This window comes from Burkholderia sp. RS01 (assembly GCF_039748055.1).
Taxonomy (GTDB): Bacteria; Actinomycetota; Actinomycetes; order Actinomycetales; family Micrococcaceae; genus Arthrobacter.
Window position 1 is genome coordinate 152,978 of sequence record NZ_JBDLAK010000011.1, and the last position, 21,490, is coordinate 174,467.

The 21,490-nt window shown below is 65.0% G+C and carries 18 protein-coding genes; 16 read left to right on the forward strand and 2 right to left on the reverse strand.

Going from position 1 to position 21,490, the window contains the following annotated elements:
* Positions 1-73: 73 nt before the first annotated feature.
* From ABFP37_RS12385 to ABFP37_RS12395, 3 genes are all read left to right on the forward strand, one after another.
* Positions 74-859 carry an IclR family transcriptional regulator gene (locus ABFP37_RS12385; RefSeq protein ID WP_347033742.1) on the forward strand — a complete coding sequence of 262 codons (786 nt, stop codon included), beginning with the start codon at positions 74-76 and terminating at the stop codon, positions 857-859.
* A gap of 354 nt (positions 860-1,213) precedes the next feature.
* The gene (locus ABFP37_RS12390; protein ID WP_347033743.1) at positions 1,214-2,170 is read left to right on the forward strand and encodes a plastocyanin/azurin family copper-binding protein; all 957 of its coding nucleotides are present in this window, start codon (positions 1,214-1,216) and stop codon (positions 2,168-2,170) included.
* Between the two features lie 89 nt (positions 2,171-2,259).
* The gene (locus ABFP37_RS12395; protein WP_347033744.1) at positions 2,260-3,174 is read left to right on the forward strand and encodes an NADP-dependent oxidoreductase; all 915 of its coding nucleotides are present in this window, start codon (positions 2,260-2,262) and stop codon (positions 3,172-3,174) included.
* Positions 3,175-3,212: 38 nt separating this feature from the next.
* Here ABFP37_RS12395 and nadE read toward each other — a convergent pair whose 3' ends face one another.
* Positions 3,213-4,067, reverse strand: coding sequence for an ammonia-dependent NAD(+) synthetase (gene nadE, locus ABFP37_RS12400; RefSeq protein ID WP_078029190.1), 855 nt, complete (start codon positions 4,065-4,067; stop codon positions 3,213-3,215).
* 84 nt (positions 4,068-4,151) lie between these two features.
* Positions 4,152-5,189, reverse strand: coding sequence for a LacI family DNA-binding transcriptional regulator (locus tag ABFP37_RS12405; protein WP_260680894.1), 1,038 nt, complete (start codon positions 5,187-5,189; stop codon positions 4,152-4,154).
* Positions 5,190-5,437: 248 nt separating this feature from the next.
* Between ABFP37_RS12405 and ABFP37_RS12410 the strand changes: the two genes are divergently transcribed.
* The 13 genes from ABFP37_RS12410 to ABFP37_RS12470 form a co-directional block, all read left to right on the forward strand.
* The gene (locus ABFP37_RS12410) at positions 5,438-6,286 is read left to right on the forward strand and encodes a sugar phosphate isomerase/epimerase family protein (protein WP_078029192.1); all 849 of its coding nucleotides are present in this window, start codon (positions 5,438-5,440) and stop codon (positions 6,284-6,286) included.
* Positions 6,283-7,293, forward strand: a complete 1,011-nt coding sequence (locus tag ABFP37_RS12415; RefSeq protein WP_347033745.1) for a Gfo/Idh/MocA family oxidoreductase — start codon at positions 6,283-6,285, stop codon at positions 7,291-7,293. The genes ABFP37_RS12410 and ABFP37_RS12415 overlap by 4 nt, the downstream gene beginning before the upstream one ends.
* Positions 7,294-7,524: 231 nt before the next feature.
* Positions 7,525-9,051 carry an ABC transporter substrate-binding protein gene (locus tag ABFP37_RS12420; RefSeq protein ID WP_347033746.1) on the forward strand — a complete coding sequence of 509 codons (1,527 nt, stop codon included), beginning with the start codon at positions 7,525-7,527 and terminating at the stop codon, positions 9,049-9,051.
* A 6-nt stretch (positions 9,052-9,057) separates the two neighbouring features.
* On the forward strand, positions 9,058-9,999 hold the full coding sequence (locus ABFP37_RS12425) for an ABC transporter permease (protein WP_347033747.1): 942 nt from the start codon (positions 9,058-9,060) through the stop codon (positions 9,997-9,999).
* Positions 9,996-11,852 carry a dipeptide/oligopeptide/nickel ABC transporter permease/ATP-binding protein gene (locus ABFP37_RS12430; protein WP_347033748.1) on the forward strand — a complete coding sequence of 619 codons (1,857 nt, stop codon included), beginning with the start codon at positions 9,996-9,998 and terminating at the stop codon, positions 11,850-11,852. The genes ABFP37_RS12425 and ABFP37_RS12430 overlap by 4 nt, the downstream gene beginning before the upstream one ends.
* Positions 11,849-12,739 (forward strand): ATP-binding cassette domain-containing protein, encoded by an 891-nt coding sequence (locus tag ABFP37_RS12435; protein ID WP_347033749.1) that lies wholly within the window; start codon positions 11,849-11,851, stop codon positions 12,737-12,739. Before ABFP37_RS12430 ends, ABFP37_RS12435 begins: the two co-directional genes overlap by 4 nt.
* Before the next feature lie 48 nt (positions 12,740-12,787).
* The gene (locus tag ABFP37_RS12440) at positions 12,788-13,648 is read left to right on the forward strand and encodes a sugar phosphate isomerase/epimerase (RefSeq protein ID WP_347033750.1); all 861 of its coding nucleotides are present in this window, start codon (positions 12,788-12,790) and stop codon (positions 13,646-13,648) included.
* Positions 13,649-13,689: 41 nt separating this feature from the next.
* Complete coding sequence (locus tag ABFP37_RS12445) at positions 13,690-14,856, forward strand: Gfo/Idh/MocA family oxidoreductase (protein WP_347033751.1); 1,167 nt, start codon at positions 13,690-13,692, stop codon at positions 14,854-14,856.
* A gap of 133 nt (positions 14,857-14,989) precedes the next feature.
* Positions 14,990-16,051, forward strand: a complete 1,062-nt coding sequence (locus tag ABFP37_RS12450) for a LacI family DNA-binding transcriptional regulator (RefSeq protein WP_347033752.1) — start codon at positions 14,990-14,992, stop codon at positions 16,049-16,051.
* Between the two features lie 84 nt (positions 16,052-16,135).
* Positions 16,136-17,542 (forward strand): glucuronate isomerase, encoded by a 1,407-nt coding sequence (uxaC, locus tag ABFP37_RS12455; protein WP_347033753.1) that lies wholly within the window; start codon positions 16,136-16,138, stop codon positions 17,540-17,542.
* Positions 17,539-18,990 carry a mannitol dehydrogenase family protein gene (locus ABFP37_RS12460; protein ID WP_347033754.1) on the forward strand — a complete coding sequence of 484 codons (1,452 nt, stop codon included), beginning with the start codon at positions 17,539-17,541 and terminating at the stop codon, positions 18,988-18,990. Before uxaC ends, ABFP37_RS12460 begins: the two co-directional genes overlap by 4 nt.
* Positions 18,991-19,253: 263 nt before the next feature.
* Positions 19,254-20,687: a glucuronide transporter gene (uidB, locus tag ABFP37_RS12465; protein ID WP_347033755.1), complete on the forward strand. Its 1,434-nt coding sequence runs from the start codon at positions 19,254-19,256 to the stop codon at positions 20,685-20,687.
* A 35-nt stretch (positions 20,688-20,722) separates the two neighbouring features.
* Positions 20,723-21,490, forward strand: a 768-nt coding sequence (locus tag ABFP37_RS12470) for a D-galactonate dehydratase family protein (RefSeq protein WP_347033756.1), incomplete at its 3' end; no start/stop codon positions are given.

Sequence of the window (21,490 nt, forward strand, 5' to 3'; positions counted from 1 at the left end):
CCCACATACCTGGCGCTTATTACAGTGTGGACGGTAGTCTTACGCGTGTCCACATTATGGATACTAGAGGAGAATGATGAACCCGACACCCGTTCAGGGAGCCCAGGTGGTCAGCCGCGTTGCCGGACTGTTACGCATCGCGGGCCGCAGGCCCGAAGGAAGCTCCCTGATGGAACTGGTGCGCGAATCCGGCCTCACCCGGCCGACGGTTCACCGCCTCCTCACCTCTTTGGCTGCGGAAGGACTCCTGGACCACGATGCCCGGACCGGCCATTGGGTCCTGGGCCCGGAGATACTGCTGATGGGATCGGTCGCATCCACCCGGTTCCCCCTGGAGGACATTGCCAGGCCCAGCCTGAGGCGGCTCGCCGAGGAAACAGGCGAGAGCGCTTTTTTCTCTGTTCGCAGGGGCGCCGAGACCGTCTGCCTGCTGCGCGAGGAAGGCAGCTTCCCCATACGCTCGTTCGTGCTGCATGAAGGCGTCAGATTTCCGCTGGGCGTGGCGTCGGCAGGCACAGCCATCCTGGCCTTTCTGCCGGACAGCGAACAGGAGCAGGTCCTGTCGGAGTGGGCCGCCCACGCCGGAAAATTTGCAGAAGGGCATCCGGAGTCAGTCGTGCGGGCAAACCTGCAGCAAACCCGCCAGCTGGGCTATTCGGTGAACCCCGGCCTGGTACTGGAAGGCAGCTGGGGAATGGGCGCGGCCGTGTTCGACCAGGCCAACCGCCCGGCCTGGGCACTGTCCCTGACGGGGATCGAGCCGCGTTTCCGCGGAGACCGGCAGGAGTTCCTGGGCCGGCTCCTCCTCGAAGAGGCCCACCGGATCTCAGCCCTGCTCCGCACGCCCAGCGCCAGCTGACCACCCTCGGCATCTCGACAATTTCATCGACGCGGAGCACGATGGGAACTGTATCTGTAGTCTCTGACCGACAGGCTTCGAGCGCATGCCGTCGGTCACGAATCAGGGCTCTGACGGCTCAGCAGAACCACAACTTATTCCTTCGAGAACCGGAAAGTCCCGTGTTGTCGCCCGTTCGGCGGCGGGTCCGGTTCCGAGGCCTCTTCCCTTCCGTGGGCTGGGCGACATGGGAAAGCAGAAGGGTCCCGATGGATCCGCGCCGCTCTGGCATCGGTCCGACGCCGCAATCTGCGGCTCGGGCTCTCCCGGCCGCACCGCGGCTGCCAACGCCCAGCGAAAAAGGAATGGGTCGTAATGACTCTCAAACCAAAAAACCACCAAAGACCGCACCTGCTGCGCATTCTCCTCGCCTCCCTGGCGACCCTGCTCCTGCCACTCTCACTCAGCAGCGCTGCCATTGCCGACGACGAGAACTCGCCGAGGACCTGGACTGTCCAAGTCGGCTCAGAGTCCTCAGACCAAGCCATCCAGGGCATGGCCTTCCTTCCGTCGAACATCTATGTCAACGCCGGGGACAAGATCAAGTGGGAGGCAAACTCCGCGGAAATCCACACCGTGACGTTTCTCGCGAAAGGCCAGCCGCTCAAGCCGTTCAACCCCTTTGACCCGCAGCAACTGAATCGGCAGGGCGGCACGACGTATGACGGCCACTCGTACTACAACTCCGGAATCATGGCCAATGTCTCCAATACCGGCTTCAAAGAGGTGGAGCATTACACCCTGAAGTTCACGCACACCGGCACATTCACCTACTACTGCGTCGTTCACGGCATGGTGATGAAAGGTACGGTGCATGTCCGGGCCGCCGGAACGGATTACCCGTTCACGCAGTCGCAATACGACCGCCAGACCAAGAAAGAGGAACGGAAGATCGTGCGGGACGGCAAGATGCAGTGGGAGGCAGCCCGCAAGCAGGCCAGCAACCACAAGGTAATCGCCGGAACGGACAACGAAACCGCCATGCTAATGCGGTTCGTCCACCACGATATAGTCGTCCACCTCGGCGACACGGTGACCTTCGTGAACACCGGTATGGGAGCGCCGCACACCGTGACGTTCGGGCATGAGCCGGCCAATGTGTTCGCGCCGGTGGGCAATCCCAAGAACTTCAAGGGCGGGGACCTCAGCTCCGGCCTGATGGAGCCCGGGGACAAATTCACCGTGACCTTCAACAAGGTGGGCGAGTTCGACTACCTTTGCGCCCTGCATGACTACATGGGCATGGTTGGAGAGGTGGAAGTCCGGCGCTGAGGGGACTCCCAGATGCCTCCTTGTGATGCCTGCAATGCCCTGCCTACCCTTGCACTACAGTGCGGGACAGCAGCAAAGGAGCCAGAGCCATGAGCACCAGGGTCTACTTCGACGAATACGGCGGCCCCCACGTCCTCCAGGTGGGAACGGAGGAGCTGCCTGAGGCCGGCGAGGGCGAGGTCCGCGTGGAATTCCGGGCCGTCAGCGTCAACCCCGTCGACTGGAAACTCGTGGCAGGCTACCTGAAGCAATGGGCACCGCTGGATCTTCCGGCGGTGCCCGGCAGTGAGGCCGCTGGCGTGGTCACGGCTGTGGGGCCCGCCTTCGAGGGGTTTGCCGTCGGCGATGAAGTGATCTGGAACGGCCTCACCGGCGGCTACCGCACGGAAGCCCTGGTCCCGGCGGAACAGCTCACTCCGATCCCTGCGGGTGTCGACTTCGAACAGGCGGCGTGCATCCCCGTGGCCGGCGGCACCGCGTACTCTGCCCTCAAGCAGCTGGGAGTGGGCCCCGGGGACACTGTCCTCATCCATGCCGCGGCCGGAGGAGTCGGCTCCGCGGCGGTCCAGATCGCCGTAGCACTCGGGGCGCGGGTGGTCGGCACGGCGTCCGAGTCCAACCATGAATACCTCCGCGAGCTGGGTGCCGAGCCCGTGACCTACGGGGCGGGACTGGCAGACAGGGTGCGGGATCTCAGCGACGCCACAGGCGATGTCACTGCTGTGTTCGACACCATCGGCAACGAGGAGGCCGTTGCCGCGACTGCCGAACTGCTTCAGGGCCGCAGCCGCGCCGTAACAACCGTTCCCGGCAAGCTCTCGGCGGAAGCCGGAATCGCCGCGGTCCGGCAACAGGAGGGACGCGTCGAGGAAGTGGCAACCCTCGCTGCGGACGGCCAGATCACCTTCACCATCTCCCACCGGATGCCGCTCATTGAGGCCGCCGATGCCCTGGAGATCAGCAGGGCGGGCCACGGCCGCGGCAAGATCGTGCTGCTGCCCTAAGCGGCCAAGCAGCTCCCGGCGTCGTGGTTCAACCCGGGTCAGAGACCTACCCTGGGCTCCTCCGGACCCTCGTGCTTCCACCAGGTGTCGAAGATGCTGACCGGGACGGTGCGCTTGTGCCGGGTCCGCAGGTACTTTTCCTCGATCAGGGCGGCGGCGGATTCGGGGACGTCGCGGCCTTCGAGATAGTCGTCGATCTGGTCGTAGCTGATGCCGAGTTCGTCCTCGTCGGTGCGGCCCGGCTTGTCGTCCAGGAGGTCGGCCGTGGGCACCTTCTTCCAGATCCGCTCGGGAGCGCCGAGGTGCTCCAGGAGGGCGCGGTTCTGCCGCTTGTCCAGACCGAAAAGCGGCAGGATGTCGGCCCCGCCGTCGCCGTACTTGGTAAAGAACCCGGTCACGGATTCAGCGCCATGGTCTGTGCCGATGACGAGGTAGTTGTGCTCGCCGGCCAGGGCGTACTGGGCGATCATGCGCGTGCGCGCTTTGGTGTTGCCCTTATGGAAGTCGGAGATCCCGTTGCCGACGGTTTTTTCGAACTCCTCCTCGAAACCGTCCACGGCAGCGGAAATGTTGAAGGTCCACTCCGTCTTTGCCTTGATGAAGTCCAGAGCCGCCTGGGCGTCGTCCTCGTCATGCTGGACGCCGTAGGGGAGACGGACCGCCACGAAGTTCGCATCCGTGCCCTCGGCCTGGAGCTCCTCGACCGCGAGCTGGGCCAGCCGTCCCGCCAGTGAAGAGTCAAGTCCCCCCGAAATGCCCAGGACAAAGCCCTTGGTGCGGGTGGCCTTGAGGTACTCCTTCAGGAAAGTAACCCGTTTGCGCACCTCCTCTGCAGGATCGATCCGGGGCTGAACGCCCATTTCTTCTATGATCTTGGCCTGGAGTTCGCGCATGTGACCCAGCCTAGTCAGCGGGGTCAAGCATGCTCAACTGTGTCCTACCGAGCCGGGCACGGACTTCCCACGTCGGGGGCGGAGTTACGCCGCTGCCGGGCCTGGCGCAGGCGCGAGCCCAGTGGAGCCGCGGACCGTCAGATGCGTGGGCATCACGGACCGGCTGCGGGCGCCGCCACCCGCCAGCGGGTTCAGCTGCGCCAGCAGCATGGAGACTGCCACGCGGCCGGCCTGTTCGATCGGGGAGGCCATGGTGGTCAACGGCGGATTGCAGAAGTCCGCACCGAAGATGTCGTCGCAGCCCACAATGCTCATGTCCTCCGGAACACGGATGCCGCGTTCGCGGAGGCGCTGGAGCATGCCGATGGCGATGAGGTCGTTGAACGCGATGCAGGCCGTCACCCCGCTGTGCACGGCGGCGTCCGCGGCGGCCGCGCCGGACTGCGTCTTGGGCGCGAACGGCCCCAGCCTCCGTACTTCCACGCCGCGTTCCTCTGCCGCCTCGGATAGGGCGGTCCAGCGCCGCGTGCTGGACTGGGACGTTGCCGGTCCGGCGACGTAAGCAATCCGGGTATGGCGCAGCGAGATGAGGTGGTCGAGGGCCTGGCTCGTGGCGGACGGCGTGTCAATGAGAACCGCTGGGATGCCGGGGACGTCCCGGTTGATGGTGACCATAGGCATCTTTGCCGCCGCCGCCAGCAGCGCTTCATCGCTGAGCCGGGAAGCGGTCACCACGATTCCGTCTGCACTCTTGCGGAGCTGTTCCATAGTGCTGGCCTCCACCTCGTCCGATTCCTCCGTGTCCACCAGCAGCTGGGTGTATCCGGCAGCCTTGAGCTGAAGCTGGGTGCCCCGGATGAGGTCGAAGTAGAAGGGGTTGGTGATGTCCGGGACCAGTACTCCCACCGCGCCTGTGCGGCCGGAACTCAGCGCCTTGGCCTGGCTGTTGGGGATGTAGTGCAGCCGCGCCGCGGCCGCCTCGATCCGCTGGCGCGTCCGGATATTGACGCGGTCCGGCGTGGAAAGCGCCCGGGAAACCGTGGAGGCCGCCACACCGCAGAGCGCGGCGATGTCGTGGATGGTGGCCGGGCGGTCCACTGCTGCTGGTTGCGTCGTAGCCACGGCGCTCCTCTCTGAACGTGGTGCCGGGCCGTGGTGGCCGGGCCGTGGTGGCCGGGTCGGATGGGCCGCCCTGTAACTGCGGCCACAGGTCCGGTCAGCAAAGAATGCCACAGATTGTCAAAGTTTGGCAATCGGTTGTCATTTGAAGGCAGGTCTAGCTAAACTGAGATGGACAGTGTTTGTGAACTGCGTCACCGCGCCGGAGCTGGGAAAGCAGGCGCGGCGGCCGCGAAACCCAGGAGATCCGCGTGAGCAAAACAACATCCGCAGTCTGGCCCCTTTCCGGTTTCGGCGATGAGATCGACCCGGATCCCGCGGTCCAGGCCGCCGTTTTGCTGGCACTAGGCGCGAGCCACATCGAGGTCCGCAGCGCCTGGGGCACCAACGTCTCCGAGCTGGAACAGGAGCAGGTTGCCCGGCTCAAGGAGATCCTCGATGAAAAGGGCCTCAAGGTCTCGGCAGTGGCCAGCCCCATCGGCAAGGTGGACGTGAGCCTGCCGGTGGAGCACGAGCTGGAACGGCTCCGGCAGATCATCTCCGTGGCCAAGGGCCTGGACACCAAGTACATCCGCATCTTCTCGTTCTACCGGGCGGAAGGCCGCAGCCCCGAAGATATCCGCGAGGATGTCCTGGCCCGCATGGGTGCGCTGGCAGCGCTCGCGGAGGAGTCCGGCGTCGTGCTTCTGCATGAAAACGAAAAGGGCATCTACGGGGATACGCCGCAGCGCGTGCTGGACATCATGGAGTCCGTGGACTCCCCGGCGCTGCGCATCGCCTGGGACAACGCCAACTTCGTCCAGGTGGGCGTCAAGCCCTACACCGAGGGCTATGCCATGCTGCGCCCGTACCTCGACTACTTCCAGGTCAAGGACGCGCTCTCCACCAGCGGCGAAGTGGTGCCCTCCGGCGAGGGCGACGGCGAACTCGACGCCACCATCGCCGCCCTGAAGGCCGACGGCTTCACCGGTTTCGCCTCGCTGGAACCCCACCTGGCCAGCGCTCACGAGCTGGGCGGCTTCTCAGGCCCGGTGGCCTTCGGTATCGCGGCCCGTGCCTTCGCGGCGCTCGCGGCTAAGAACGGGGTTGAACTCTCTTGAGTACGACGGCGGCGGTCATCGGCTGTGGCGATGTTTCGGCTGTGCACTTCGAGGCGGTTGCAAAGCTCGACGGCGCCACGCTGGTTGCGGTCTGCGATTCGGATCCGCGGCGGCTGGCCGCCGCCGTGGCCGCCTATGGCGTGCCCGGCTTCGCCGACCATCTGAGCCTTATCGAGGCGGTCCGGCCGGACGTGGTGCATATCTGCACCCCCCATGACCAGCATGCCTCGGTGGCCGCGGACTGCCTGGAGCGCGGCGTCAACGTCATCGTGGAGAAACCGCTGGCCCACACCCTGGCGGAAGGCCGGCGGCTGGTGGAAGCCGCGTCGGCAGGCCATGCGAAAATCGCCGTGTGCTTCCAGAACCGGTACAACGCCACCGCGCAGGCCATGCACGCCCTCCTGTCCTCGGGTGAGCTGGGGGCTGTGACGGGAGCGTCGGCAACGGTGATGTGGCAGCGCTCCGCCGAGTACTACGAAAACCGCCCTTGGCGTGGAACCTGGGCCGGCGGCGGAGGCGGGCTGATGATGAACCAGGCCATCCACACCGTAGACCTGCTCCAGTGGCTGGTGGGCGACGTTGTCACGGTCACGGGGAATGCTTCCACGCGGTTCCTGGCCGGCACCATCGAAGTGGAGGACACCGCGGAATTCGTGGCGGAACATGCCAGCGGGGCCCGGAGCGCGTTCTATGCCACGCTGGCCAACGCCTTCAACGCGCCGGTGACGCTTGATGTGGTCACCGAGAAGGCCGTCCTCTGCCTGCGGGGCGACCTCACGGTCACCCATGATGACGGGCGCGTGGACGTCATTCCGGAGCGCAAGAGCGATTCCGGCGGCCGGTCCTACTGGGGTGTCTCGCACGAGCTGCTGATCAACGACTTCTACAGCCGGCTGGACGAGGCGGAGCCGTTCTGGATCAGCCCTGCTGAGGCCGAAAAATCGCTGTGCATCATCAAAGACGTCTACCGGCAGAGCTACCCGGAATTGGCTGGCAAGGTGTCCTGAGGCGCTGGCTGCGGTGACGCCTGGGGCTTAGCCGCAGCAACCGGTTGCCTTCAGTGTGCTCCCGTTCGAACCACTCATTCCGGTACGAAAAAGAAATATTGCAACGATTTTGACAATCGGTTGCCAAGCGAGGCAACAGTGCGTACTGTGAATCTCACAAGGCGGATGTGGCCCACGCCACACTTGATTCATCCCGCAGGTCTTACGTTCCACGGATCCTAGGAGCCAACAATGAAGTTAGGTCCCAAAGCGGCAGCAGCCGCCCTCGTACTCAGCGCCTCGCTGGCGCTCACCGCATGTGGCGGGGGCGCCGGAGCGGGCTCAAACGCCGGCGCTGCACCAACAGCGCTCACCTTGGGCACCCTGCGTGACATCACTTCCTGGGATCCTGCCCAGGCCCACGTCGGCCATGCCCTGCAGCCGTACCAGGCAGCGTATGACACCCTGATCCTGCGCGAACCGGACGGCAAGCTCAGCCCCATGCTGGCCACGAAGTGGAAGTACAACGCCACCAACACGAAGCTCACCGTGGATCTCAGGACCGACGTCACGTTCAGCGACGGTGCCAAGTTCGACGCCGAGGCAGCCAAGGCCAACCTCGACCACTTCAAGAAGGCAAATGGTCCCCAGATGGCCCAGCTGGCTTCTGTGTCCGACGTTGCCGTGGTGGACGCGGACACCATCGACATCAACCTCACTGCCACTGAGCCCGCCCTGGAATACTTCCTGAGCCAGGCAGCTGGCCTGATGGGAAGCCCCGAGTCCCTGGGTACAGACGCCATCAAGACCGTACCGGTGGGCTCCGGCCCGTACGTGATGGACAAAGCAGCCTCCGTGAAAGACTCACAGACCGTCTTCACCGCCCGCGAGGGCTACTGGAACAAGGACCTCCAGAAGTACAAGAAGCTGACCCTCAAGATCCTTACCGATCCCACAGCCCGCACCAACGCCTTGGTTTCCGGCCAGATCGACGCCACCCTGCTGGACCCCAAAAACGGCAAGCAGGCCGAGGGCGCCAAAATGAAGCTTGAAACCAACCAGGTTGACTGGTCCGGCCTGCTCCTCCTGGACCGCGCCGGAACCAAGAACCCCGCTCTGGCCAACGTCAAGGTCCGCCAGGCCATCAACTATGCGTTCGACCGCAAGACCATCCTGGACCAGGTCATGCTCGGCCAGGGCACTCCCACGTCCCAACCGTTTGGCAAGGACAGCGGTGCCTGGACTGAAGAGCTCGAAAACTACTACAGCTACGATCCCGCCAAGGCCAAGCAACTCCTGAAGGACTCCGGCTTCGAAGGCAACGTGACTATCGACGTCCCCACCCTTCCGGGAGCTGAAACGCTCATCTCGGTTCTCCAGCAGCAGCTCGCCGACGTCGGAGTCACCCTGAAGCCGGGCGCCGCGATCACCAACACCTTCACCGCGGACGTCGCAGCCCAGAAATACCACGCATTGTTCTTCAACCTCTTCCAAGGTGAGCCCACGGTAGCGATCGACCAAATCGTCTCCACCAAGGCCCTCTACAACCCCTTCAAGAACACCACCCCGGAGCTGGAGGCCAAGATCCAGGCTGTACGCACAGGTGGCGAGGACGCCGGCAAGCTGGCCCAGAACGTCAACAAGTACGTGGTGGAACAGGCATGGTTCGCGCCGCTGTTCCGTGTGAACCAGATGTATTACCACAACGACAAAGTGAACGTCACCCCGCAGGCACAGCAGGCCGTTCCGTCCATCTACAACTATTCGCCCGCCAAGTAGGACCCCATGATCAAGTTCATTGCGAAAAGGCTAGGCAGCGGGTTGGTGGTGTTGTTCGTAGTCTCGGCACTCACCTTCACTTTGCTGTACACCTCCAGCGGCAGCATTGCCCGGAACATCCTGGGTGACCAGGCCACTCCGGAGCAGGTTGCCCTGAAGGAACAGGAGCTGGGACTCGACCAGCCCCTCGTGACCCGTTACTTCGCCTGGTTGGGCGACGCCCTCTCAGGAAACCTTGGAGCCTCGTGGTTCACCTCGGAACCGGTGGCCAGCTCCCTGGCTACGCGTATCCCGGTGACCATGACGATGGTTTTCACCGCAATGATCCTGATCGCCATCTGCGCAGCACTGATCGGTGCTGCCGCGGCCGTCAAGCGCGGCTGGGTGGACAGGTTAGTCCAGGTGGGCGCGATCGTAGGCGACTCCATCCCGGGGTACGTGATCGGCGTGCTCCTTGTGACCCTCCTGGCCATCCAGCTGGGCTTCTTCCCGGCCACCAGCACCATCTCTCCCGAGGTAGGTCCGGAGGCCTGGGTCTATTCGATGACCCTTCCGGTCATTGCCCTGCTCATCAACGGCGTGACCGGCGGAGCGCAGCAAATCCGCAGCGCCGTGATCAAGCAGCTCGAGCGCGACTACGTCAGGACATTGCGCAGCCGGGGCATCGGAGAGCGGGAAATCCTCTTCAAGCACGTGCTGCGCAGCGCGGCACCGGCAGGCCTGACCGTCTTGAGCCTGCAGCTGATCGGCATGCTGGGCGGCGTGGTGATCATCGAGCAGATCTTTGCCCTTCCCGGAATGGGACCCCTCGCGGTCACCGCCACCGGCCAGTCCGATCTTCCCGTGGTCATGGGAGTGGTCATGTACACCGTGGTGGTGGTCATCGTGGTGAATCTCCTGGTAGACATCCTCAATGGTTGGCTCAACCCGAAAGTGCGTGTGTCATGAGCGATTCCGTAGAAAAAGCGGCGGTAGCCGCACCACTGGCCACCGGCCAGAGCGGCACAGTGGTCCGTTCCACCGTGATGCGCCGCCTCCTCAGGAACCCGATGGGCATCGCCTCGCTGACGATTCTAGGATCCATCGCCTTGCTGGCCATCTTCGCCCCCGTCCTGGCCCCGTTCGAGGAGAACTTCGCGAACATCACCAAGACCCTGGCACCTGCAGACTCGGTGAACATCCTGGGCACGGACAGCGCCGGACGCGACACCTGGAGCCGCGTGCTCTTCGGTGCACAGCTCACGCTGTTGTCCGCACTCCTGTGCGCCGGTGTTGCCATCGTCATCGGCCTCCCGGCCGGTCTGATCGCCGGCTACTACGCAGGGAAGTTCGAGGCCGTCTCCAACTGGGCGGTCAGCATCCTCATGAGCCTTCCGGGCCTGATCGTGCTGCTCACCATCCGCGCAGCGTTCGGACCCTCGGTATGGATTTCGATGATCGCCTTCGGCGTCCTCATCAGCCCGTCCTACTTCCGCTTGACCCGCACCGCGGTCCAGTCTGTACGCAATGAGCTTTACGTCGACGCTGCCCGGGTGTCCGGGCTCTCCGACTGGAGCATCATTGCCCGCCACATCTTCTCCGTGGTCCGCGCACCCATCATCATCCAGACTGCAGCCATTGCCGGCGTGGCCATCGCGATCCAGTCCGGACTTGAGTTCCTGGGACTCGGCGATCCCACCAAGGCAACCTGGGGCGTGATGCTCTCCGAAGGCTTCAAGAACGTCTACCTGACCCCCACGCTGCTCTTCTGGCCCGCCCTCACCATGGCGCTCACCATCGGCGGACTCGTCCTCCTCGGCAACGCTATCCGCGATGCGCTGGAAGACGGCGAAAAGATCAAGCGCCGCAAGAAAAGCGCCGCGTCTTCGGCCACAGGAGCGAACCCGACGGCGGGACCCGCCTCGGCGCGGCCGTCGCGTAAGGCTGTGGCCGCCGTCGATGCCGGAACCGAGCACCACCTCGTAAAGGTCACCAATCTCGGCGTCGGCTACCCGCAGGCCGACGGCTCCATCAAGAAAGTGGTGGACGATGTGTCCTTCCACGTGGACCGGGGTGAGATCCTGGGCATCGTGGGTGAATCCGGTTCGGGGAAGTCCCAGACGGCGTTCTCCATCCTGGGCCTGCTGCCGGACAATGCCCGCATTGTGGGCGGCGCCATCCAGTTCGATGGCAACTACACCGTGGCCCCGGGCGACGAACGCGTCAACCAGACGCGGCTGTCCAAGCTGCGGGGCAAGCGGATCTCCTATATTCCGCAGGAGCCCATGAGCAACTTGGACCCCGCCTTCACCATCGGCTACCAGCTGGTCACGCCCATGGTGCGGGTCCTGGGGATTTCCAAGGAGGAGGCCCGCGGGCGGGCGCTGAAGCTGCTGACCGACGTCGGGATCGTCAGCCCGGAACGGACGTTCAGCGCGTACCCGCATGAAGTCTCCGGGGGCATGGCCCAGCGTGTGCTGATCGCCGGTGCCATCAGCTGTGAACCGGACCTGGTGATCGCCGATGAGCCCACCACCGCGTTGGACGTCACGGTGCAGGCCGATGTGCTGGATCTCCTGCGCGAGCTCCAGCAGCGTCTGAACATTGGCGTCGTCCTGGTGACGCACAACTTCGGTGTGGTGGCGGACCTCTGCGACCGCGTGGCCGTGATGCAGAACGGCCGGCTTGTGGAGGAAGGATCCGTCCGCGACATCCTCCGGAACCCGAAAGAGCAGTACACCCGGACTCTTCTGGCCTCGATGCTCGAAGGCAAAACCCCCATGTCCATGCTTGTATCCAGCCAGAAGGAGCCGGTCGCTTGAGCACCACGGAAAGCGCACCGCTTCTGACATCCCCGCTTCTGACAGTGAGCAACCTGGTTGTCGAATACCCGAGCAAGAAGTTCCGGGCCAAGCCCTTCAGGGCCCTGACGGACATCAACATCTCCATCGGCCAGGGCGAGACCCTTGGCCTGGTGGGGGAGTCCGGCTCCGGCAAGACCACCCTGGGCCGCGCGGTCCTGGGCCTGGCCCCGGTCACGGGCGGCAAAATCACCTTCGAGGGCAAGGACATCAGCCACGCCACTCGCAAGCAGCGGCGAACCCTGAGCCGCGACCTCCAGGTGGTTTTCCAGGATCCGTATACTTCGCTCAACCCCGCCCTGGAGATCGGCGACATCCTCGCCGAGCCCCTCGGCGTGCAGGGCATGGAGCAGAATGCCGCCAAGCATCGCGTCAAAGAACTCCTGGACCAAGTGGGTCTGCCCGCGGACGCCATCCACCGCCTGCCGCGCGAGTTCAGCGGCGGCCAGCGTCAGCGCGTGGCCATCGCCCGTGCCCTGGCCCTCTCGCCCAAGCTGATCGTCTGCGACGAGCCCGTCAGCGCACTGGACCTGTCCACCCAGGCCCGGGTCCTGGACCTGTTCCTGCAGATCCAAAAGGACACCGGTGTTTCGTACCTGTTCGTCTCCCACGACCTTGACGTTGTGCGGCACATCAGCCACCGTGTGGCCGTAATGCACCACGGCGAAATCGTCGAACAGGGACCAGCCGAGATCGTTACCCGCGACCCCGAGCACCCTTACACCCAGCGCCTCCTGCTGGCGTCCCCAGTACCCGATCCGGACCGGCAGGAACAGCGCCGGGCGGATCGTCACCGACTGCTGGAAAGCCAGCGGCATCAGATTGAACAGGCCGGAGCCCTCGCCTAACGGCGGACGCCGGATTTAACACACCAGGTACAACAACGGAGGAATAACGTGGCCAAAATAGGCGTGCAGGCGATGATGCTGAAGGACAGTTTCACCGAACTCGGGGCGTTCGAAACGCTCCGCAAGGTCAGCGCGATCGGTTACAACGCCGTCGAAATTTCCCAGATCCCGATGACCGCTGAGAACGTGGCCGAGCTGGACCGCTCCCGTTCGGAGCTGGGCATGGACATCGCCGCGTTGTCCGTAGCGATGGAATCCCCCAAGGGCCGCCCCGGCGATTCGCTCCAGGACCACTTCGACAAGATAGTGGAGGACGCCAAGCGCCTGGACTCCAAGCTCCTGCGGATCGGGATGCTGCCGTTCCCGGCCATGAAGTCGATCGGTGCAGTCCTCGACTTCGCCAAGCAGGCCAACGAATACGCCGAACGCCTGCAGGAACAGGGCCTCGGACTGTACTACCACAACCACCACATCGAGTTCGCGAAGTTCGACGGCAAATACATGCTGGACATCATCGCCGAGAACTCGCCGGCCATGGGCATGGAAATTGACGTGCACTGGGTACAGCGCGGCGGCCTCGACCCCGTCCGGACCCTGCAGAAGTACGCCGGCCGCACCGCCATGGTGCACCTGAAGGACTACCGGATCGGCCAGATGCCGGAAGCAGCCTTCGGACTCCTGGATTCAGGCGACATCCTGGGGTTCATGAGCGAGTTCAAAAACGTGGTCCAGTTCGCCGAAGTGGGCGAAGGCAACCTGGACTTTCCCTCCATCATTCCGGCCGCGCAGGCCGCCGGGGCCGAATACATGCTGGTTGAACAGGACGAACTCTACGGCCGCACCGTCTGGGATGCCCTGCAGACCTCGTACGACAACCTGGTGGCCATGGGCCACGCCGGCCTGTTCTAAGACTTTCCAGACTCAGCACCAAAGAACACGGAGATTCAACAATGACCAAGAAAGTACGCCTCGGCATTATCGGCCTGGGCCAGCAGGGCGGCGCCTACGCCAAGTTCATCACGGACGGCATGGTCCCCAACATGGAGATCGGCGCCATCTGCGACACCGATCCCGCCAAGAAGGAACTGGCCTCGGCCACGTACCCGGACGCGCCCTTCTACGACGACTACATCGCCATGCTGGACAGCGGCGACGTGGACGCCGTCGTGACCTGCGTCCCGCACTTCCTGCACCCCGAAATGGGCATCGAGACCCTTAAGCGCAACATCCACGCCCTCGTGGAGAAGCCGGCCGGCGTCTACACCAAGCAGGTCAAGGAGCTCAACGAGTTTGCCGCGAGCAAGCCCGAGCTGTCCTTCGCGATCATGTTCAACCAGCGCAACAACCCGCTGTACCGGAAGCTCAAGGAAATCGTCGAGAACGGCGAGATCGGTGCCATCCGCCGCACCAACTGGATCATCACCAACTGGTGGCGTCCGCAGGGCTACTACAACTCCAGCGAATGGCGCGCCACGTGGGGCGGCGAAGGCGGCGGCGTCCTGGTCAACCAGGCACCGCACCAGCTGGACCTGTGGCAGTGGATCTGCGGCGTGCCCAAGTCCGTGTATGCGAAGGTGGCCTACGGCTTCCGCCGTGACATCGCCGTCGAGGATGAAGTCACCGCGGTAGTTGATTACGGCGACGGCGCCACCGGCGTCTTCGTCACCGCCACCCACGACCTCGTGGGAACCGACCGCTTCGAGATCCTGGGCGACCAAGGCAAGATCGTCGTCGAAAACTCCAAGACTGCCACCGTCACCCGCCTGGTCAAGCCCGAGCGTGAGCTCAGCGACGCCATGGACATGGACGATGTCCGCAAGCTCTTTATGGGCGAGCTGAATCCGGAGCAGTACTACTCTACTGAGGTCATCGAGTTCGAATCCGTCTGGGGCGGCCAGCATGCCGGTGTCTTAGAGAACTTCGCGTCCAACATCCTGGACGGAACTCCGCTGCTGGCCCCGGGATCGGACGGCGTTAACGGCGTCCGCCTGGCCAACGCCATCCACCTCTCCAGCTGGACCGGCACGGAAGTGGGCCTGGACTTCGACGAGGACGTGTTCCTTGCCGAGCTGAACAAGCGCATCGCGGACGAAGGCAAGTTCCCCGAACGCTCCTAGCGAAGCCCCGGGGAAGCCCAACCGGCAACCGCTGGCCAACTAAGCCCAACTAGGTCGCAATTGATGTCGTTATGGGCGCCTATAACGACATTAACTGCGACCTAGTTGGGTTGTTTCCTCGTAGGATGGGGCGGTGACTGAACCCAAGACGCCGGAAGTTGCCGCCACAACAGCGCCGGCCAAAAAGCACGGCCGGGACGGCAAGCCCAACGCCACCATTTACGACATTGCCAAGGTTGCCGGCGTCAATCCGTCCACGGTTTCCCGTGCGCTCAGCAAGCCGGGCCGGGTCAGCGCCAAGACGCAGAAACTCATCGAGGATGCCGCCGCCGAGCTGAATTACCAGGTCAACCCGTTCGCCCGGGCGCTCCCCACCGGCCGTACCAACACTTTCGGGCTGATCGTCGCGGACATCACCAACCCCACGTTCTTCGACATCATCCGCGGAGCGGAAACCACCGCCACGCTGCGGGACTATACCCTGGTGCTGGCCGAATCCGCCGAGTCCGCCGTCACCGAACTAACCGCCGCACGCCGGATGATGGCCACCGTGGACGGCCTCATCCTTGCCAGCCCGCGCATGGACGACGACGACATCCGCACCCTCGCCCGGGACAAGCCCGTGGTGGTCATCAACCGCGAGGTCGACGGCGTGCCGTGCGTGGTTCCCGACGTGAACAAGGGCATCAGCGAGGCGGTCCGCAGCCTCGCCGCCAACGGGCACACGAAGGTTGCCTTTGTTGCCGGCCCGCCGCAGTCCTGGATGTCCGCCCGCCGCTGGGAAGGCGTGCAGGCGGCCTGCGAATGGTCGCGGCTCGAGGCCGTGCGGCTGGAATCCACCAAACCAACGGTCGACGGCGGCAGGCAAGTGGCGCGCGACGTCCGGGCCAGCGGTGCCACGGCGGTGCTGACCTATAACGACCTCCTGGCCATCGGCCTCATGCAGGAACTCCAGGCAGCCGGAATGGTGGTCCCGGACCAGATCAGCATCGTGGGCTTCGACGACATCTTCGGGGCGGATTTCACCACACCGCCGCTCACCACCGTGCGTTCGCCGCTGGGGGAGTGCGGCTCGGGGGCTGCCACACTGCTGCTTGACCTCCTGCACGGCACAGGGGAGCCTGCCGCGACGCTCCGGGTCGAAACGGAGCTGGTGCTGCGCGGCTCGAGCGGACGGCTTCTGCCCGCGGGCTAGCTTTACCCGCAACCAGCCGCAACCCGGATGGCAATTTATGGCAACCGGTTGACAAAACCGAGCTGCAGGCCCGACCATTGAGCTATGTCACAGTCGATTGCAGCCAACCCAGACCGGCTCCTGCCCGCGGATCCCGGAACGCGCAGCATTGCGCGCGACCTCCTGCAGCGCGTCCAGGACCTGCCCATCCTTTCCCCGCACGGGCACGTTGACGCCGCAGTCATCGAGCACAACACCCCTTTCCCGGACCCGGCAGCGCTGCTGGTCAGCCCGGACCACTACGTCACGCGCCTGATCCACGCCAGCGGCGTCCCGCTGGACCGGCTGGGCGGCTCGAATGATTCGGAGCAGGACTCCCGCACCGTGTGGCGCGAGTTCTGCAAGGCCTGGCCGCTGTTCGAGGGCACCGCCTCCGGCTACTGGCTCCGCACGCAGTTCGACAGCGTCTTCGGCCTCCAGCAGGAGATCAGCACCGAAACCGCCGATGCCAGCTACGATGCCATCTCGGCCAAGCTGCTGGAGCCCGGTTTCCGGCCCCGCCAGCTCTTCAAGGACTTCAACATCGAGGTGCTGGCCACCACGGACGATCCCCTGGACACCCTCACCAGCCACAAGGCGATCGCCGAGGACCCCACGTTCCACGGACGCGTCCTTCCCACGTTCCGCCCGGACGCCTACCTGAACATCGCGCACCCCAGCTGGTCCGCGAACGTGGACCGGCTCATCGCGGCAGCGGGCGACGGCGCCAGCGGCTACGCCGGCTACATCACTGCCCTGGAAAACCGGCGTCGCTATTTCGTGGAACGCGGCGCTGTCTCCGCGGACCACGGCGTCCGCACTCCCGCAACGCTGAAGCTCGACGCCGGCGATGCGGCGAAGCTGTTCGACCGCGCCCGCTCGGGCCAGGCCACGGCGCAGGACCGTGAAGACTTCGAAGCCCACATGATGTACCAGATGGCGCGGATGTCCGTGGAGGACGGCCTGGTGATGACTATCCACCCGGGGTCGTACCGCAACCACCACGCACCCACGTTCAACGCCTACGGCGCCGACACCGGCCACGACATCCCCTTCGCCGTAAACTACACCGAGGCGATCCGCCCGCTGCTGCAGGACTTCGGCACCGCCAAGGACTTCCACCTGGTGCTCTTCACCCTGGACGAGACGGTGTTCTCCCGCGAACTCGCGCCGCTGGCCGGCTTCTACCCGTCCGTCTACCTCGGCGCGCCGTGGTGGTTCCTGGACGCACCGGACGCCATGCTGCGCTTCCGTTCGGCAGTCACCGAGACCGCCGGCTTCTCCCGCTCGTCCGGCTTCATCGACGACACCCGGGCCTTCTGCTCCATCCCGGCCCGCCACGATGCCTCACGCCGGATCGAGGCCTCCTTCCTGGCCAGGCTCGTGGCTGAGCACCGCGTCAGCGAGGACCGCGCCCATGAACTGATCGTGGACCTCGTCGACGGCTCGCCCCGAAGGGTCTTCAAGCTGTGAGCATCGAACTGCAGCCCGCCGCAGCTGCGCAACCAGAGGCAGAGCCTTTCTCGGAATTGCCGCAACTCAGCCGCCGCCTGCGTCCGTCCGCCAAGGCACCGGCGCGGATCGTCCACCTGGGGCTGGGCGCCTTCCACCGCTCACACCAGGCCTGGTACACCCACCAGGCATCCGACGCCGCGGACTGGGGCATCGCCGCCTTCACCGGCCGCCGCCCCGACGCCGCTCTGGCCCTCGCTGAACAGGACGGGCTCTTCACCGTCGTGGAGCGCGCCGACGGCGGAGACTCCTTCACCGTGGTCAGCAGCATCGTGGAGGCCGTGGACGGCGCCGACGTGCAGCGGCTGGCCGAACTGGTTGCCGCTCCCGCCACCGCCGTTGTCACCCTGACCATCACCGAGGCGGCCTACCGGCTCGGCGCCGACGGCCACCTCGACCGGACGGCGTCCGACGTCGTTGCCGACCTTGCGCTACGGGCATCGGACAGCGGAAACCCGACGACGCCGCTGGGCCGGCTTGTGCTGGCCCTCGCCGCCCGCCGGGCTGCTGCCGCCGGACCGCTCGCCGTGGTCTGCTGCGACAACCTTTCCAACAACGGCACCGTGGCGCACAACGCAGTGGTGGGCATGGCAGGGGCGTGGGACGCCGGCCTGGCCGAATGGATCGATGCCAACGTCAGCTTCGTCAGCACCTCGGTGGACCGCATCACTCCGCGAACCACGGACGCGGACATTGCCGCTGTCCAGGCCGCGTGCGGATACCGCGACAATTCACCCGTGGTGGCCGAGCCCTTTTCCAACTGGGTGCTCAGCGGGGACTTCCCGGCAGGGCGGCCGCGCTGGGAAGACGCCGGTGCCGTGTTCGTGGCAGACATTGAGCCCTACGAGAACCGCAAACTCTGGCTCCTGAACGGCGCGCACTCGCTGCTGGCCTACGCCGGACAGCTCCGCGGACACGCCACCGTGGCCCAGGCGTTGGCCGACCCGTTGTGTCTACAGGCCGTTGAAACATTCTGGGACGAGGCGGAAGCAAACCTTTCCCGGCAGGACGGAAAGGCAGCCGAGCTACAGATCCCGGCCTACCGAGCCGCCCTGCTGGCACGCTTCAGCAACGCCCGGATTGCCCACCACCTCGCCCAGATTGCCATGGACGGCAGCACCAAGCTTCGGATGCGCGCCGTTCCGGTGCTGCAGGCCGAGCGTGCCGCGGGCAGGTCCGGTGCGGCCGCCGCGCTCATGATTGCCGCCTGGATGGACCACAGCGCAGCCGCCAGCGTGTTCCAGGATCCCCTGGCTGACCAGGTGGCCGCAGCCAACCGGCTCAGCGGTACGGAGCGGATCAGTGCCCTGCTGGGCCTGGTGGATCCGGCGCTGGCCGGGGACGCCGCCGTCGTCGGTCTGATTGAAGACCTGTGCGGAACGTTCGGGGAGCTGGCTGTCTCCCCGTAACGTCCTCCGTGCGTGCACTACTGCCCGGCCCCCGGATCGTGGGGAGCCGGGCGGCTGTGTATTTGGATGAACTTTCAAGGAAATTGTGGCAACCGCTTGCCAAATGATTGCCAAGTGATTAGGATTGCAACAAGAGCCAAACCGGCATCCCGGGAATCGCACCCGCCGGAGGCCACAGACTTCCCCAGCATCACCACCCAAGCATTTTTCACATTTTTTTTCGCCGACTCCACGGGGGCGGCGCCGGGTAAAGGAGCCCAATCATGAAAAAGCTGAGCAAGCTAAGCATCGCCGGCTATGGCGCCGGAGATGCAGCCAACAACCTCGCCTTCACGACCGCCACGATGTTCCTGCTGGTGTACTACACGGACGTTGCCGGAATCTCCGCCGCCGCGGCAGGGACCCTGCTGCTGGTCGTCAGGATCTTTGACGCATTCGCCGATGTCTTCGCAGGCCGCATGGTGGACCGCACCTTCAGCAAGCGCTTCGGGAAGTTCCGTCCGTTCATCATGTTCGGCTCCATCCCGCTGCTGCTCCTGAGCGTTGCAACCTTCTCCGTCCCGCAGCTGGGCGAGTCCGGAACCCTGCTCTACGCCTATGTCACGTACGCTGCCCTTGGCCTGGCCTACAGCCTGGTCAACATCCCCTACGGCTCCCTCGCCGGCGCCATGACCCAGGAGCCGGGGGAGCGGGCCAAGCTGGGATCGGCCCGCATGGTGGGCGGCCTGCTGGTGGGTTCGGCCCTCGGCATCTTTGTAGCACCGCTCATCAAGCCGGGAGCTGACCTGCAGGGAACCTTCACCACCATCACCTTGGTGTTCGTGGCCATCGGTGCCGCCCTCTACTTCTTCACGGTCCTGACCGCCAAGGAACGCGTCCACCGCGCCGTCCCGAACGTCTCGGTCAAGCAGAGCATGGAAACCCTCAAGGGCAACAAGCCCCTCCTGATGCTTTGCGTCAGCTCCTTCTTCTTCCTCTCCGGCTACCTGGCACTGACGTCGGTGCAGCTGTACTACCTGCGCGACGTCCTGGGACGCCTTGACCTGTACCCGGTGCTCTCCATCATCCAGCTGGTATTCACGTTCGTACTGGCCGCGTTCATGCCCAGGCTGGTCCGGTCCATCGGCAAGAAGCGCGTCTACATTTACTCGTCGCTGCTCACCGTCATCGGTGGCGCCATCATCTTCCTCACCCCTGCCAGCCAGGTCTGGATCGGCTTCTCCGGCCTCGTGATCAGCCTCGTGGGCGTCCTTGCCGTCAACATCGTGGTGTGGGCCCTGGAAGCCGACACCGTGGAATACGGCGAATGGAAGACCGGCGTCCGCACCGAAGGCATCACCTACGCGCTGTTCTCCTTCACCCGCAAGACCGGGCAGGCCGTGGGCGGTGCCCTCGCCGCATACGCGCTGGCCCTTGGCGGCTACAAGTCCGGAGCTGTGCAGACGGCGGACGCTGTGTCCGGAATCCAGCTCGCCGCCGGCGCCATTCCGGCCGTGCTGACCATCCTGGCCGTCCTGGTCATGTCCAAGTACAAGCTGACGGACGCCATGCACGCCAAGATCCTCACCGAGATCCGGGCCCGCCGCGTGGATGGAAAGAACTCCAACGGCGGTGCTGCCGGGACCGAACCGTCCGCCGGGACCGAACCGTCCGGCGCCGACCCGGCCGCCAAGCCGCTCGCTGCCAACTCCAACTAAGTTCCCCGACCCAGCCCCGCTCGAAAGGAATAGCTGTGAAAATCATTGCCGCGGAAGTCTTCGTGACCAGCCCGTCCCGTAACTTCGTGACGCTCCGGATCACCACCGAGGACGGCGTGACCGGCATCGGTGATGCCACCCTGAACGGCCGTGAGCTCGCGGTGGCCGCGTACCTCAAGGAGCATGTGGCGCAGCTGCTGATCGGAAAGGACCCGCACCGGATCGAGGACACCTGGCAGTTCCTGTACCGGTCCTCCTACTGGCGCCGGGGGCCGGTGACGATGGCCGCGATCGCCGCGGTGGACATGGCGCTCTGGGACATCAAGGGCAAGATCGCCGGGATGCCGGTGTACCAGCTCCTGGGCGGGGCGTCGCGGAACGGGCTGCGCGCGTACGGGCACGCCTCCGGCGCGGACATCCCGTCGCTGTTCGACTCGGTCCGCGAGCACCTGGAACTCGGCTACAAGTCCGTCCGGATCCAGACCTCCGTCCCGGGCATCAAGGCCGTCTACGGCGTCGCGGCCCAGGCGCAGGCCTCGGGCGAACGCTACGACTACGAACCGGCCGGGCGCGGCGCGTTCCCGGTGGAGGAAGACTGGGACACCCGCGCCTACCTCCGGCACCTGCCGTCCGTGTTCGAGGCCGTTCGGAACGAGTTCGGCCCGGAGCTGCCGCTGCTGCACGACGGGCACCACCGGATGACCCCGATCCAGGCCGCGAAGCTGGGCAAGGCGCTGGAACCGTATGACCTGTTCTGGCTGGAAGACTGCACCCCGGCCGAAAACCAGGAAGCGCTGCGCCTG